The sequence below is a fragment of the Bacteroides sp. RTP31139st1_H2_RTP31139_211217 genome (assembly GCF_040227615.1).
GTDB classification, from domain to species: Bacteria; Bacteroidota; Bacteroidia; order Bacteroidales; family Bacteroidaceae; genus Bacteroides; species Bacteroides uniformis.
This window is the reverse complement of sequence record NZ_JBCNZM010000003.1, coordinates 57254-73747: the sequence shown is the minus strand read 5'-3', so window position 1 is coordinate 73747 and position 16494 is coordinate 57254. Positions and strand designations below refer to the sequence as shown.

Below are 16494 nucleotides of genomic sequence, written 5' to 3'. Positions count from 1 at the left end.
GTTCTCGATGGCTTGCAGGCGTCGTTTTGCTTCGGGAGTAAGGGAGGACAAAGGCGGTGCCAGCAGGTAACAGAAAGCTTTTTTATTGCTCCGCCCCACACGTCCGCGCATCTGGTGCAAGTCACTGAGGCCGAAGTTCTGCGCCTGGTTGATGATAATGGTATTGGCATTGGGTATGTCGATGCCACTTTCGATGATGGTAGTGGCAAGCAGCACGTCGTAATCGTTATTGACGAAATCAAAGATTATCTTCTCCAGTTCGGCAGGCTCCATCTGTCCGTGTCCGATACAGACACGGCAGTCGGGAATGTGCCGCTCTATCATGGCCTTCAACTCAAACAGATTGGAAATACGGTTATTCACGAAGAATACCTGCCCGTTACGGCTCATCTCAAAATTGACGGCGTCGGCAATGATTTCCTCGTTGAAGGTGTGCACTTCCGTCTGGATGGGATAGCGGTTAGGCGGCGGTGTCTGGATGACGCTCAAGTCGCGCGCACCCATCAGCGAAAACTGCAAGGTACGGGGAATGGGTGTAGCCGTCATGGTCAGCGTATCCACATTCACCTTCAATTGGCGGAGTTTCTCCTTGACGGAGACGCCGAACTTCTGCTCCTCATCAATAATCAACAAACCAAGGTCTTTGAACTTAACGTCTTTTCCCAGGATACGGTGGGTACCGATAAGAATATTCACTTCCCCTTCGGCAAGCCCTTTCACTACAGCCTTTGCCTGAGCAGCGGTGCGGGCACGACTCAGATACTCCACCCGGCAAGGCAAGCCTTTCAAGCGCTCCTTGAAGGTCTGGAAATGCTGATAGGCAAGTACGGTAGTGGGCACCAGTACAGCCACCTGCTTATTGTCCGCCACAGCCTTGAAAGCGGCACGAACAGCCACCTCCGTCTTGCCGAAGCCCACGTCACCGCACACCAGGCGGTCCATCGGACGGGCACTCTCCATGTCGACCTTCACGTCGGAAGTAGCCTTGCTTTGGTCGGGGGTATCCTCATAGATGAAGGAGGCTTCCAACTCCCGTTGCAGGAAGCTGTCGGGACTGTATTGGAACCCCTTCTCCTCGCGGCGTTGCGAGTAGAGTTTTATCAAGTCGCGGGCAATATCCTTTATCTTCGTCTTGGTGCGGTCTTTCAGCTTCTCCCAGGCTCCGGTGCCGAGCTTGTTGAGGCGGGGCGCTTCACCCTCCTTTCCCTTGTACTTGGAAACCTTGTGCAGAGAGTGGATGGAGACAAACACCACATCTTCGTTCTGATAGACAATCTTCATCACCTCCTGCGTGGTGTCACCGTTGGGGATACGTACCAGTCCGGCAAAACGCCCCACACCGTGGTCGGTATGCACCACATAGTCGCCGGGGGTGAATTGGTTCAGCTCCTTCAGGCTCAAGGCCACCTTGCCGCTGCGTGCCTTGTCGCTCTTCAAGTTATACTTGTGAAAGCGGTCGAACAGCTGATGGTCGGTAAAGACGCAGATACGCAAAGTGTCGTCGGCAAAGCCTTCGTGCAGCGTCCGTTCCACGGCGGTAAAGGATATGTTGTCTCCACGGTCCTCAAAGATGGCACGGATGCGGTCAGTCTGTTTCAGGCTGTCGCTGCATATGTAGATGGTGTAGTGACGGGAGAGGTATTCGCGGAAACTCTCTGCCACCATGTCGAAGTTTTTATGGAAGATAGGCTGTACCGTAGTATGGAACGAGACGGTAGCATCCGGCGTTCCGGTGGGCTTGTTACCGAACTCCATCCGGCGGAAATCGAGGGCGCGCAGGGTGAACTCGCCACCATCAATCAGCTTGCCTTCCAGCGTGATGGCTCCATTCTCCTCCGACTCACGGGCGGCGATGGCCTGTGGGGTGAGCGATTCGTCGTGCACGGTCTGGATGCGTTCGCGTAGCCAGAGAAAATCGCGCATGGCAAGCAAGCTGTCCGACGGAAGGAAATCGAGGAACGACACCATGCCGCCGCTTCCCTTTTTTTCCAGGCTATGGCTCAAGTCGGGAACTATCACGATGCTTTCTTTCTTCTCCTTCGAGAGCTGTGTTTCCACCTCGAAGGTACGGACGCTTTCCACCTCATCGCCGAAAAAGTCTATACGGAAGGGATATTCGGAAGAGAAGGAAAAGACGTCGATAATACTGCCACGAACGGCATACTGCCCCGGCTCGTAGACGTAGTCCACATATTCGAAACCGTAGCTGCGCAATACGTCCGTCACGAAGTTCATATCCACCCTCTCGCCTGCATGCAGTTTCAGTGTATTCTCTCCCAGTTCCTTACGAGAGACCACCTTTTCGGCCAGCGCATCCGGATAGGTCACCACGCAAAGCCCCTCTTCTCCTTTTTGCAGGCGACTCAGCACTTCTGTACGGAGTATTTCGTTTGCCGCATCCTTCTGCCCGTACTTGATGGCGCGGCGGAACGAAGAAGGAAAAAACAATACCTGCTCTGTCCCCAATATCTGCGTCAAATCATGATAGAAATAACCGGCTTCCTCCATATCGCCCAGAATGAAAACGAGCGGACAAGTAGCCCGCTGAACCAATACAGACGAAAACAAAGAAGCGGCAGAGGCATATAAACCTCCGCAATATAGGTGACGGACAGAGTTATCTTTCAGAAGCCTGCACACCCCCTCTACATTGGGATGGGAAGCATAAGATTGTTGCAGTTCAGTTATATTCATTGCTTTGCGCTTTTTCCCCCGGTATTGCCTCTCATAAGGTATCCTACCGAAATAAATTCGGTGCAAAAATACACAAATAATCTTTAGCTTTGACCTGTCGGCAACTATGTTCTCTGAAATAATCTTTCTGCTGTCAGCCTGCACATCCTTCACCTTTTTTCTGTATCGCCCTATTTATCGGGGAAGGCAATGAAACTTCTTTTCCTCCAATTATGAATAACACAGCCTGCACAATCCCTATTCAGGAGTTATGTTACACAAAGTTTATCCCCAGCCTGCGGACATGTATCCCAGGGTTTGGTCTGTCTATCCCAAGGCTTGGGATAGACAGACCAAGACTGAAGAGCACTTTTTCTCCCTATATCTACCCACTTTATCCTTTATACTTCGAAAGTTTTTCTTTAATAGTTTGAATGTTTTCTGTTAATGATTGAAACGGGAATAGCTAAAGATTGAGGCTAAAGTTCAAAGTCAAGCATACGGTTCTTTGATTTAACCTGCATTCCTTATAGTCAGGAGTTAGAAGGAGCTACATAAATGAAAGAGTCGTGGTGCCAGAACTTTGCAAAATCAAGATTTGTGTGAAAATGCTGCCAGATAAAAAAGAAATGTATTACATTTGTTCCCAGTTATAACCCCCATTACCTATAAGTATGCAAACATCAGACAGCATTGTCATCATCCCCACCTACAATGAACGGGAGAATATAGAAAATATCATCCGTGCCGTTTTTGCTCTGAAACATGGTTTTCACATCCTTGTCATTGAAGACGGTTCGCCCGACGGAACGGCTGCCATTGTAAAGACCTTGCAGCAGGAGTTTCCCGAACGCCTCTTCATGGTGGAGCGCAAAGGAAAGTTAGGACTGGGTACAGCCTACATAGCCGGCTTTAAGTGGGCATTGCAACGAGGTTATGAGTATGTATTCGAAATGGATGCCGACTTCAGCCACAATCCCCAAGACTTGCCGCGACTCTACCGCGCCTGTTCCGAAGAGGGTGCCGATGTAGCCATCGGTTCACGTTATGTGAGTGGTGTGAACGTAGTGAACTGGCCCATGGGACGTGTACTGATGTCTTATTTTGCCTCCAAGTATGTACGCTTCATCACCGGGCTGCCCATCCACGATACTACAGCCGGATTTGTATGTTACCGCCGCCGGGTATTGGAGACCATCAATCTGGACGGTATCCGCTTCAAAGGATACGCCTTCCAGATAGAAATGAAATTCACCGCCTACAAATGCGGCTTCAAGGTAAAGGAAGTGCCTGTCATCTTCATCAATCGCGAACTGGGCACCTCCAAAATGAACAGCAGTATTTTTGGTGAAGCCGTATTCGGAGTGATTCGGTTGAAATGGAACAGTTGGTTCCATAAATATCCTACCGTAGATAAGGAGATGAAGTGATAGGTGATAGAGTGATAGGGGTTTACTATAAATATTAGGAAGATATGAAAAGAACATTGATACATAACGCTACGATTGTCAACGAAGGACAATCCGTGAAAGGTTCCGTAGTGATAGAAGACGGGCGCATTGCAGAGGTACTGACCAACTGGAAACCTCTCTCCGCCCCTTGTGACGAGACCATAGATGCCACCGGATGCTATCTGTTGCCTGGCATCATCGACGACCATGTACATTTTCGCGATCCCGGGCTGACCCACAAAGCGGACATCCTCACCGAAAGCCGTGCGGCTGCCGCAGGTGGTGTGACCTCCATCATGGATATGCCCAATACAAATCCGGTGACCACTACGCTGGATGCCTTGAACGCCAAACTTGATTTGCTGAACGAGAAGTGTATCGTAAACCATTCCTGCTACTTCGGCGCAACAAACGACAATTACAGCGAATTCGGCAAGCTGGACAAGCACCGCGTCTGCGGTATCAAGCTATTCATGGGCTCCAGTACCGGAAACATGCTGGTAGACAAGATGAACAGCCTGCTGAACATCTTCAACGGTACAGACATGCTGATTGCCGCCCACTGCGAAGACCAGGAAACCATCAAGAACAATATTGCCAAGTATAAGGAAATGTTTGCCGGAGAGAATGATATTCCCATAGGCAAGCATCCCTACATCCGCTCCTCGGCAGCATGCTATGCATCTTCTGAGCTGGCAGTACGGCTGGCAAGGATTGCCGGTGCACGGCTGCATATTCTGCATGTGTCCACAGCCAAGGAACTGCAACTGTTCAATGACTATTCACTTTCCGAGAAGCATATCACCGCCGAAGCATGCGTTGCCCATCTCCTCTTCACGCTCAGTGACTATCGCACGTTGGGCACACGTATCAAGTGCAATCCTGCCATTAAGAAGCAAGCCGACCGCGATGCCCTGCGTGCAGCCGTCAACTCCGGCCTGATAGACGTTATAGCCACCGACCATGCGCCCCATCTGCTCTCCGAAAAAGAAGGAGGTGCCTTGAAGGCCATGTCCGGCATGCCGATGATACAGTTCTCACTTGTCAGCATGCTGCAACTGGTGGATGAGGGAGTATTCACACTCGAAACCATCGTTGAAAAAATGTGCCATGCTCCCGCACAAATTTACCGCATCAACGAGCGCGGCTATATCCGTGAAGGTTACCGGGCAGACCTTGTGCTGGTACGCCCCGATACCCCGTGGGAAGTGACAGCCGACAAAGTTTTGAGCAAATGCGGCTGGAGCCCATTGGAAGGACATACCTTCAACTGGAAAGTGGAAAGGACTTTTGCCAACGGACATCCCGTTTATAGCGACGGCATGGTGGACGATGCTTATCGTGGCGAGGAACTGAGATTTGGGGAGTGAAGGCTAGGAATTAAGGATTAGGGATTAAGGATTAAATGGGATGAAAAGGACAATACTGGCACCGGGGCATGAATTGCTTTCGTATCGGATTCATGAAGTAACCCCTTACATCAACTGGATTTATTTCTTCCATGCCTGGGGCTTCCAGCCTCGCTTTGCGGCTATTGCCAACATCCATGGCTGCGATTCCTGCCGTGCACTTTGGCTGACGACCTTTCCCGAGGAGGAACGTACCAAAGCTTCCGAAGCCATGCAGCTCTTCAAGGAAGCCAATAGAATGCTCGACCGACTGGACGAAACAATCTCCATCCATTGCATCTTCAGGCTTTGCCAGGCAAATGCAGACGGAGATAACCTCTTGATAGAAGGAACAACCTTCCCTCTGCTCCGACAGCAGACACCACAACCCGATGGCGGTCCATTTCTCTGTCTGAGTGATTTTGTACGTCCCCTCTCTTCAGGCACGCCCGACATCGTAGGGCTTTTCGCCTCTACCATCAGTGAAGAGGCCGAAGAGACTTACAAGAACGACCCTTACAAACATCTCCTTGTACAAACCTTGAACGACCGCCTCGCCGAAGCCGCCACAGAAAAGATGCACGAATATGTCCGCAAGGAGGCTTGGGGCTATGCCCCCGACGAATCCTTGTCCATTCCGGATTTGCTGGTCGAGAAGTACCAAGGCATCCGCCCCGCTGTGGGATACCCCTCCCTACCCGACCAATCCGTGAATTTCCTGCTGGACGAACTGCTCGGCATGAAACAGATAGGCATCACGCTGACTGAACATGGAGCCATGCATCCTCACTCCTCCGTCTGCGGCATGATGCTGGCACATCCCGCATCCCGATACTTTGCAGTGGGCAAGATTGGAGAGGACCAGCTGGAAGATTACGCCCGCCGCCGAGGAATGCCAATAGGGAATATGCGGAAGTTTTTAGCCACTACAATATGAATAATGTGCTAATGTGCCTATATGCTAATGTGCCAATTGGCTGCGCTATATGTATATTGTGCTACCATGCCGCAGGTCATTGGCACATTAGCATATAGGCACATTAGCATATAGGCACATTAACACATTAAAATAATCCTTTTTGAACTGTGATTTATCGCCACACAATGCGACTAACAGTGCAAAAGCAATTCGAAAGAAGCTAAAAGATGGAAAATGCAGAACAAGAGTTTGTATCCGTGGTACGGGAGTATGAGCGCGTGATATATAAGGTGTGCTATCTGTACACCACGCCCAATGCTACCCTCAACGACCTGTATCAGGAAGTGGTGCTCAACTTATGGAAAGCATTTCCCAAGTTCCGGCGGGAGTGTAAGATTTCCACATGGATTTACCGCATCGCACTGAACACGTGCATCAGCTTTATCCGCAAAGAAAAGAACATCCCCGAAATCGTCACCCTCACCCAGGAAGCCGACCGGACTGAAGAAACCGACGAGACACAAGCCATGCTACGGCAGCTCTACCGGATGATAAACCGACTGGGACAATTGGAAAAGTCCATCATACTGCTCTATCTGGAAGAGAAAAGCTACGAAGAAATTGCCGAAATCACCGGGCTGACCTTGACAAACGTTGCCACCAAACTCAGCCGCATCAAGGACAAATTGAAAAAAATGAATAAGGAGGAATAAATATATGGAACTGGATGAACTGAAGAAATCATGGAACGCACTGAATGAACAGTTGCAGAAAGAACCGATTGCTGACGAACAGCAGATTACCGAACTGATTGCCGGCTACAAGGCCAATACCCGCAAAAGTCTGGGACGACTCGTAGTCATACAGCGTTTCTCTATCGGAATGGGAGCGGTAGGTCTGGCAGCCCTTCTGCTTATATGGCTGTTGCTGCCCACCTTCGGCTTCAATGAGCAGCTGCAAGGCAAGATTGTCGCTTTACTGGGATTCATCGCTATAAGCATCCTCATAGGCATGTGGTGGGACTGGAAAACATACCGCTGGAACAAGGACACGCGTATTGATGAAATGGGGGTTGCCGAAGTCAGTCGCCGTATGACCACCTTCCGCCAATGGACCAGATATGAAGTGATGGGCATCTCCATTTGGATTATCCTTTTCAATATCCTCAACTATTGGGTGATGGAATATCATCTGGCACCAGCCAGCGTACAAGCCCTACTGATTACCCTTTTCGTAGTATTTGACGCGCTAATTATCTATATTCTCTACAAAAAAGTGATTTACAAACATCTGGACAATATTAAAAAGAACATTGAAGAATTGAAAGATATATGCACCGAGTAACTCTTGTTTTCATCCTTTTCCTTCTCATCCCCGACCTTTACATTTACTTGGTTTATGTAGTAAGAAAAACCAGAAAGGCAGTCCTTCACTGCCTTTATTGGCTTCCCACCTTGCTATTAGCGGCAGGCTATGTTTACTTCATATTCCTTACGGGCGACAATGCGATGTCAAACCATACGCAGGCCATAGGCAGACTGGCAATTACCATCATGCTGTTTGTCTTTCCAAAAACCATATTCATGCTTTGCTCGCTGGTGGGAGTACTGGCGCACTTCATCATCCGTCGTTGTCCCCGCAGCCCGTTCACCGCTATAGGACTGGTTTTGGCTGTCGTCAGCTTCTTCAATATCCTTTACGGTACCCTGGCAGGCATCACCCGTTTCGATACAAAAGAAGTGGAATACCGTTCTGCCAATATTCCGGAAGGTTTCGACGGCTACCGCATCGTGCAAATATCGGACATACACATCGGCAGTTGGCAAGGCAATCTGGAACCCATCAAACAGTTGGTCGATTTAGTCAACGGACAGAAGCCGGACCTGATTGTCTTCACCGGTGACCTCGTGAACCAGCAGAGCCACGAACTGGATGGTTTCCAAGAAATACTCTCCCAACTATATGCACCGGACGGAGTATACTCCATCCTCGGCAACCATGACTATGGCTCATACTATCACTGGCAAAGCCCGAAAGCAGAAATCGCCAATCTGGACTATTTAATCCGGCAGCAGAAAGCAATGGGATGGAAACTGCTGAACAATGAGCATGACATCCTTCATCACAAAGGTGACAGCATAGCCCTCATCGGTGTGGAAAACGACGGGGAGCCTCCTTTCTCCCAATTTGCAGACTTGCCGCAAGCCATGCAGGGCACGGAGGGAATGTTCCAAATATTGCTCAGCCATAACCCTACCCACTGGAGGCGCGAGGTACTGCCCCAATCGGATATTTCACTGATGCTTGCAGGACACACCCACGCCATGCAAGGCATCTTGTTCGGACATTCCCTTGCCGAACTTATCTATCCGGAATGGAGAGGAATGTACTACGAAGGCAAAAGGGCTTTGTACGTAAATATTGGCATCGGCTATGTAGGACTGCCGTTCCGGTTCGGGGCATGGCCGGAAATTACAGTACTAAAATTAGTAAGAGAGAAAGAGTGACGAAATAAGAAAAAGGTATATCTTTGTAGCAATAAAAAATCCGACACCTATGAAGATACTTTATATTATTTATCAGGTTTGCTTTGCGTTGCCCATTTTATTGGTACTGACTATCCTTACAGCATTGGTCACCATCATCGGTTCGCTGATAGGAGGAGCGCATATCTGGGGTTACTATCCCGGTAAAATCTGGTCACAGCTCATCTGCTATATACTGCTTATTCCGGTAGAGGTACATGGAAGGGAGAAAATACACAAACGTACTTCCTACGTGTTTGTGCCCAATCACCAAGGTGCCTTCGACATATTCCTGATATACGGATTCCTGGGACGGAACTTCAAATGGATGATGAAGAAGAGCCTGCGCAAAATCCCGTTTGTCGGCAAGGCATGCGAGAGCGCAGGACATATCTTCGTCGACCGTTCCAGCCCCAAGAAGGTGCTTGCCACCATGCGGCAGGCAGAATCATCTTTGAAAGACGGCGTGTCACTGGTAGTATTTCCCGAAGGGGCACGTACCTTCACGGGACACATGGGGTACTTCAAGAGAGGTGCTTTCCAGTTGGCAGATGAACTGCAACTGGAAGTGGTGCCCGTCACTATAGACGGCTCGTTCGAGATTCTTCCACGCACCGGAAAGTGGATACACCGCCACCGGATGATACTGACCATCCATGAACCTATTCCTCCCAAAGGGAAAGGGGCAGAAAACATCAAGGCAAGCATGAACGAGGCTTATGCGGCGGTGGAGAGTGCATTGCCGGAAAAGTATAAAGGGATGGTGAAGAACGAAGACCAGGACAGATAAAGACATAATGACAAACGGGAATGCCTGAATATCTTGATAGGATATTCAGGCATTCCCGTTTGTCATTATCAACTCATTCCTGTTTATTTCTGTCCTCCTACAGAAGCATTTTGCTTCATGCGTTTCTGCTCTTCAATCAGCTGCATGTTCTCCTTCGCCTTTGTAAGGAAATCCTTCACCAAAGTATTCTCTTTAAAAGACAAGGGAGCAGTCCTCATGATGTCCTCAATCTGCGGAGTCATCACCGGATAGGGCAGTGTGCTGCACATCATCATGAATACACTGGGGCCCAGCACATTCTCAAAGTTATCTACAATGAACTGCCGGACGTAGTCGTTCATCTCCTTCACAAGTGCTTCGCCTTCCTTTGCCAACTGCCCATGCACGTCATCCAGATTGGCACCGTCCAGCACCATACGCGCCTCTTTCCGTTCCAGCTCCTCTATCTTCACTTCCAGGGAATTGCGCTTGTCTATGAACTCGTACAGTTTGTCATTCAAAGGAGTCCCTTTGGCAATCAACTGAGTATTGGAGATGGAAACCACGATTTTGCCGTCTTCCAGCACCAAAGGCATAATGCCCTCGTGGTCCATATAAAGAGTCACCATCATCACGGAATCGGCCCGGCCTTTCATCTTGAAATGCCCATGGATAACCTCTGCCGAGTCGACGTTCACCCATTGCCCGTCCCGAAGCGTCTTGAGGAACAACATCTTTCCGTCAAGGCTGGTTACCGAGGAACTGCCCTCTATCTTATACTTGCGGTTGCAAGAAGTAAAGAGCACAAGCAGGAGCAAAAAGGGTAAAATGCGGTTCACACTCATTCTAATCATGCAAGAAACGATTTTTGAATTACACCCAGCAAAGGTATTAATATTCCTTATAAACCGAATAGAAAGAAAGGATTTTTCATTCGGTTTACGTATTTTTGCACAATTATAAATCATAAAAATAGAGAAAATATACATGTCAACCTATGCACCTTTTGCCAAACCGCTCTATGTAATGCTGAAACCGGTAGGTGCGGTATGCAATCTGGCATGCGATTATTGCTATTATCTGGAGAAATCCAAACTATATAGAGACAACCCCAAGCATGTGATGAGCGAGGAACTGCTGGAAAAGTTCATCGAGGAGTACATCAACTCGCAGACCATGCCCCAGGTTCTGTTCACCTGGCATGGCGGAGAGACGCTGATGCGTCCGCTCTCTTTCTACAAACGTGCCATGGAGCTGCAAAAGAAATATGCCAACGGACGCACCATAGACAACTGCATACAGACCAACGGCACGTTGCTGACCGATGAATGGTGCCGGTTTTTCAAAGAAAACAACTGGCTGGTGGGTGTCTCCATAGACGGGCCTCAGGAGTTCCATGACGAATACCGGAAGAACAAGCAGGGCAAGCCCTCTTTCGTCAAGGTGATGCAGGGCATCAACCTGCTGAAAAAGCACGGTGTGGAATGGAACGGAATGGCAGTGGTCAATGACTACAACGCCGACTATCCGCTGGACTTCTATAATTTCTTCAAGGAGATAGGATGCCATTACATCCAGTTTGCCCCCATCGTGGAGCGCATTGCCCCTCATGGGGACGGACGCCATCTTGCCTCCCTGGCAGACAAGGAAAAGAGCACGCAGCTGGCAGACTTTTCCGTCACGCCGGAACAATGGGGAGACTTCCTATGCGCCTTGTTCGACGAATGGGTAAAGCAGGACGTGGGTACTTACTACATACAGTTATTCGACTCTACCCTTGCCAACTGGATAGGCGAACAGCCGAGTGTATGTTCCATGGCAAAGACGTGCGGCCATGCAGGCGTCATGGAGTTCAACGGAGACGTATATACCTGCGACCATTTTGTTTTCCCCGAATATAAACTGGGCAACATCCATCAGAATACACTGGTGGAGATGATGTACGGCGAACGGCAACAAGCCTTCGGACTGATGAAGCAACAATCGCTCCCCACCCAATGCAGGGAGTGTGAATGGCTGTTTGCCTGCAACGGCGAATGCCCAAAGAACCGTTTTGCATGTACAGCCGACGGGGAGCCGGGACTGAATTACCTTTGTGCAGGATATCATAAGTTCTTCAGTCACGCAGCCCCATACATGGACTTTATGAAGAACGAACTGATGAACCGGCGTCCGCCTGCAAACATTATGGAAGCAATAAGAAACAATGCCATAAAGCCATAAGCCCACAAGCGATGACAATGAAATTCAAAGACATTACTTAATAATTGATTATATGAAGATTACATTTAAGAAAGGTTTGCTTGCGGCCATTGCCGCACTGACAGTCTGCTCTGCGCGTGCAGACGAAGGAATGTGGTTGTTGCAACTGATGAAGCAGCAGAACTCCATCGACATGATGAAAAAGCAAGGACTGAAGCTGGAGGCTGACGACCTTTACAATCCCAACGGCGTGTCACTGAAAGATGCTGTAGGTATCTTTGGCGGTGGCTGTACCGGCGAAATCATCTCTCCGGAAGGACTGATTCTGACCAATCACCATTGCGGATACGGTGCCATACAGCAGCACAGCAGCGTGGAACACGATTATCTGACAGATGGTTTCTGGGCCATGAACCGCAGTGAAGAACTGCCCACCCCGGGATTGAAATTCCGTTTCGTGCACCGCATTGTAGACATCACCGACCTTGTCAACGCTAAAATAAAGGCAGGCGAAGTGACGGAAATCGATGCACTGACTTCCCCGTTCCTCAACAAACTGGCAAAAGAGGAACTGGAGAAGAGCGATTTGAAGGGTAAACCGGGCATTGAAGTGCGCGCACTCCCCTTCTATGCAGGAAACAAATTCTATATGTTCTATTATAAGGTATACAGCGACGTGCGTATGGTTGCCGCTCCTCCCTCCTCGGTAGGTAAGTTTGGCGGTGAAACCGACAACTGGATGTGGCCGCGCCACACGGGCGACTTCTCCATGTTCCGCATCTATGCCGATGCCAACGGAGAGCCTGCAGAATACAGTGAAAGCAATGTACCCCTGAAAACGCCGAAGTTCTTGCCCATCTCCATCAAAGGCCTGAACGAGGGTGACTACGCCATGATTATGGGCTTTCCCGGCAGCACAGAACGTTACCTCACCCAGAGCGAAGTGAAGCAACGCATGAACGCCGTGAACCAGGCAATGATTGACATGCGCGGCGTACGCCTCGAAGTGCTGCGCAAGTATATGGATGCCAGTGACAAGACCCGCATCCAGTATGCCAGCAAGTTTGCCGGAAGCAGTAACTACTGGAAAAACTCCATTGGTATGAACAAGGCAATCATCGACAATGACGTGTTGAGCGCCAAAGCCGAAATCGAGAAAAAGTATGCCGCCTTTGCCCAAGGAAAACCCGAATACGAGGGTGTGGTAGAGAAAATTGATGCCATCATCGAGAAAAGCACCCCCACGCTGCGCCAGCTCTACTATACCAACGAAGCATTGCGCGGTGCTATCGAATTCGGCAGTACCTACCTTATTATGGATAACATAAAGAAAGCGCTCGAAGAGAAGAACGACTCATTGCTGCAAGCTTCGAAGAAGCAGTTGGAAAATGCCTACGATGGCATCCACAATAAAGACTACGACCACGAAGTGGACCGCGCCGTAGCCAAAGCCATCCTGCCCGCCCTTGCCAAGGCACTGAACGCCAACGAGCTGCCCTCCTTCTACCAAACCATCAACGGAGAGTTCAAGGGCGACTACGACGCATACGTAGACAACATTTACGACAACTCCATCCTCTCCAACCGCAAGAACCTGGATAAATTCCTGGCAAAGCCCACCGTGAAAGCCATTGAGAAAGACCCTGCTACGGCTTACTCGCGCTCCAAGAACGAAAAGCTGCAGGAACTCGGAAAGCAATACATGGAACTGGAAAGCGGAATGGAACTGCTCCACAAGGCCTACATCCGTGGCTTGGGTGAAATGAAACAGCCCGTCCCCTCCTATCCGGATGCCAACTTCACCATGCGTCTGACCTATGGTAATGTAAAATCATACAGCCCGCGCGATGCTGTACACTACGACTACTATACCACTACCGACGGTATCCTTGAAAAAGAGAATCCCGAAGACCGTGAATTCGTGGTACCCGCCAAGCTGAAAGAACTGATTCAAAAGAAAGACTTCGGACGCTACGCCATGGCAGACGGCACCATGCCGGTTTGCTTCCTCACGACGAACGACATCACCGGCGGTAACTCCGGCAGCCCCGTCATCAATGGCGAAGGACAGCTCATCGGTACTGCTTTCGACGGCAACTGGGAATCTCTGAGCGGTGACATCAACTTCAACAATGACCTGCAGCGTTGCATTGCACTGGATATACGCTACGTGCTCTTCATCCTCGACAAACTGGGCAATTGCAGTCATCTGATAAAAGAAATGAACATTATAGAATAAATTAAAGCCTCTGAGAGATTACCTCCCATACTGAATGGCATTCAGTCGTATAGTGAATGCCATTCAGTCGTATACTTAACCCTATTCAGTCGTATACTGAATAGCCCCCCTCTCAGATGCTCTTCTAACGCACATCACCATGAAAAGAATCCTATTATCATTATTCATTACATCTTCTGTCCTTGCCGCACACGCCGACGAAGGTATGTGGATGCTCACCGACCTGCAAAAGCAGAACGAAGTAGCCATGACGGAACTCGGACTGCTCATCCCCACCAACCAAATCTACAATCCCGACGGCATTGCCCTGAAGGATGCCGTGGTGCATTTCGGCGGTGGCTGTACCGGCGAAGTCATCTCTGCCGAAGGCCTGGTACTGACCAACCACCACTGCGGCTATGGCGCCATACAGCAACACAGCTCGGTGGAACACGACTACCTGACCGACGGTTTCTGGGCTATGTCCCGCGAAGAGGAGCTTCCCTGCAAGGGACTCACCGTCACCTACATCGACCGGATACTGGACGTGACAGACTACGTAAACGAACAACTGAAAACCGACGACGACCCGAACGGCACCAATTATCTGTCTCCCAAATACCTGAAGACAGTAGCCGACCGCTTCGCCAAGTCCGAAGGCATCGCCCTGACACCCGGCCGCAAGCTGGAACTGAAAGCCTTCTACGGTGGAAACAGATACTATCTGTTCGTAAAGACCACCTATAGCGACATCCGCATGGTAGGCGCTCCCCCCTCCTCCATCGGCAAGTTCGGCGCAGACACCGACAACTGGATGTGGCCCCGCCACACGGGAGATTTCTCCATCTTCCGCATCTATGCCGACAAAGACGGGAAACCCGCCGCTTACAGCAAAGACAACGTTCCCCTAAAAGTGAAGAAACATCTCACCATCAGCCTTGACGGCTATCGCGAGGGCGACTTTACCTTCGTCATGGGATTCCCCGGACGCAACTGGCGCTACATGATTTCCGACGAGGTGGAAGAGCGTATGCAAACCACCAACTTCATGCGCCACCACGTGCGCGATGTCCGCCAGAAAGCTCTGATGAAACAAATGTTGCAAGACGATGCCGTACGCATCCACTATGCCAGCAAGTATGCATCTTCTGCCAACTACTGGAAAAATGCCATCGGTATGAACGAAGGTCTCGTCCGTCTGAAAGTATTGGACACTAAACGTGCACAGCAAGAGGCACTCCTGGCACGCGGACGCTCGCTGAACGACAATAGCTATCAGCAAGCATTCGACCAGATACGCGCCATCGTAAAGCAACGCCGTCCAGCCCTCTACCACCAGCAAGCCATTCAGGAAGCACTGGTGACGGGACTCGATTTCATGCGTATCCCCAGCACCGCAGGACTGGTATCTGCCTTGAAGAACAAGGACAAAAAACAGATTGCAGCAGCTAAAGACAGCCTTCAGAAGGCAGCCGACCGCTACTTTGCCTCTGTCCCCTTCCCCGAAGTGGAACGTATTGTTGGCAAGGAAATGCTGAAAATCTACATGAAGTATATCCCTGCCGAACAACGCATCGGTATTTTCCAAATCATAGACAAGCGTTTCAAGGGCAACAGCGACGCTTTCATCGACGCCTGCTTTGAACATTCCATCTTCGGCAACAAGGAGAACTTTGCCAAGTTCATCCGCAAGCCCAGCCTCTACAAGATTAATACAGACTGGATGGTCTTGCTGAAATATTCCATCACGGACGGCCTGCTTCAGACCTCCATTGCCATGATGGATGCCAATAAAAACTACAATGCCGCCCACAAGGTATGGGTAAAGGGCATGATGGACATGAAACTTGCCAATGGTCAGCCCATCTATCCGGATGCCAACTCCACCTTGCGCCTGACCTACGGTCAAGTACTCCCCTACGCTCCGGCAGACGGTGTGAAATATGATTACTACACCACTCTGAAAGGAGCTATGGAGAAGGAAGATCCCGACAATTGGGAGTTTGTAGTCCCCGCCAAACTGAAACAGCTGTATCAGGCAAAGGATTTCGGACGTTATGCCATGCCGAACGGCGAAATGCCCATCTGCTTCATTGTCAACACAGACAATACCGGTGGAAACTCCGGCAGCCCAGTGTTCAATGCCAAAGGAGAACTGATAGGTACCGGCTTTGACCGCAATTACGAAGGTTTGACTGGCGACATTGCCTTCCGTCCGTCCTCCCAACGAGCAGCATGTGTAGACATCCGCTACACCTTGTTCATCATCGACAAATACGCGGGAGCTTCGCATCTCATTGAAGAGATGACGATTAAATAATGATTTAGCGAACAAATCCTCCTCCTATT

Annotated in this window: 12 protein-coding genes; 10 read left to right on the top strand and 2 right to left on the bottom strand. The window is 49.8% G+C overall.

The genetic code is table 11. The annotated features are described in order from the left end of the window. Positions 1-2694 (bottom strand): transcription-repair coupling factor (locus ABUA47_RS01105; protein WP_349831379.1); only part of this gene is annotated, 2694 nt, incomplete at its 3' end. A 653-nt stretch (positions 2695-3347) separates the two neighbouring features. Between ABUA47_RS01105 and ABUA47_RS01100 the strand changes: the two genes are divergently transcribed. The 7 genes from ABUA47_RS01100 (at position 3348) to ABUA47_RS01070 (ending at position 9746) form a co-directional block, all read left to right on the top strand. Further along, positions 3348-4103 (top strand): polyprenol monophosphomannose synthase, encoded by a 756-nt coding sequence (locus tag ABUA47_RS01100; protein ID WP_005836010.1) that lies wholly within the window; start codon positions 3348-3350, stop codon positions 4101-4103. 44 nt (positions 4104-4147) lie between these two features. Continuing rightward, positions 4148-5494 (top strand): dihydroorotase, encoded by a 1347-nt coding sequence (locus ABUA47_RS01095; protein WP_061412044.1) that lies wholly within the window; start codon positions 4148-4150, stop codon positions 5492-5494. Between the two features lie 40 nt (positions 5495-5534). Beyond that, positions 5535-6449 (top strand): vitamin B12 dependent-methionine synthase activation domain-containing protein, encoded by a 915-nt coding sequence (locus ABUA47_RS01090; protein ID WP_117589629.1) that lies wholly within the window; start codon positions 5535-5537, stop codon positions 6447-6449. 209 nt (positions 6450-6658) lie between these two features. Next, the gene (locus ABUA47_RS01085) at positions 6659-7144 is read left to right on the top strand and encodes an RNA polymerase sigma factor (protein WP_005826701.1); all 486 of its coding nucleotides are present in this window, start codon (positions 6659-6661) and stop codon (positions 7142-7144) included. 4 nt (positions 7145-7148) lie between these two features. Next, a complete protein-coding gene (locus ABUA47_RS01080) occupies positions 7149-7775 on the top strand; it encodes a hypothetical protein (protein WP_005826703.1) in 627 nt (208 codons plus the stop codon). Beyond that, positions 7763-8938, top strand: a complete 1176-nt coding sequence (locus tag ABUA47_RS01075) for a metallophosphoesterase (RefSeq protein ID WP_117589628.1) — start codon at positions 7763-7765, stop codon at positions 8936-8938. Before ABUA47_RS01080 ends, ABUA47_RS01075 begins: the two co-directional genes overlap by 13 nt. Positions 8939-8987: 49 nt before the next feature. Next, positions 8988-9746 (top strand): lysophospholipid acyltransferase family protein, encoded by a 759-nt coding sequence (locus tag ABUA47_RS01070; RefSeq protein WP_005826706.1) that lies wholly within the window; start codon positions 8988-8990, stop codon positions 9744-9746. 83 nt (positions 9747-9829) lie between these two features. Here ABUA47_RS01070 and ABUA47_RS01065 read toward each other — a convergent pair whose 3' ends face one another. Then, complete coding sequence (locus ABUA47_RS01065; protein ID WP_008663699.1) at positions 9830-10579, bottom strand: DUF4369 domain-containing protein; 750 nt, start codon at positions 10577-10579, stop codon at positions 9830-9832. A gap of 133 nt (positions 10580-10712) precedes the next feature. On the opposite strand from ABUA47_RS01065, the gene ABUA47_RS01060 reads away from it, so the two are divergent. The 3 genes from ABUA47_RS01060 to ABUA47_RS01050 all read left to right on the top strand — a co-directional run bounded on the left by ABUA47_RS01060 (position 10713) and on the right by ABUA47_RS01050 (position 16465). Continuing rightward, on the top strand, positions 10713-11948 hold the full coding sequence (locus ABUA47_RS01060) for an anaerobic sulfatase-maturation protein (RefSeq protein ID WP_347774258.1): 1236 nt from the start codon (positions 10713-10715) through the stop codon (positions 11946-11948). Between the two features lie 52 nt (positions 11949-12000). After that, positions 12001-14166, top strand: a complete 2166-nt coding sequence (locus ABUA47_RS01055) for a S46 family peptidase (RefSeq protein WP_035448001.1) — start codon at positions 12001-12003, stop codon at positions 14164-14166. Between the two features lie 139 nt (positions 14167-14305). Beyond that, positions 14306-16465 carry a S46 family peptidase gene (locus ABUA47_RS01050; protein ID WP_035448000.1) on the top strand — a complete coding sequence of 720 codons (2160 nt, stop codon included), beginning with the start codon at positions 14306-14308 and terminating at the stop codon, positions 16463-16465. Positions 16466-16494 lie beyond the last annotated feature (29 nt).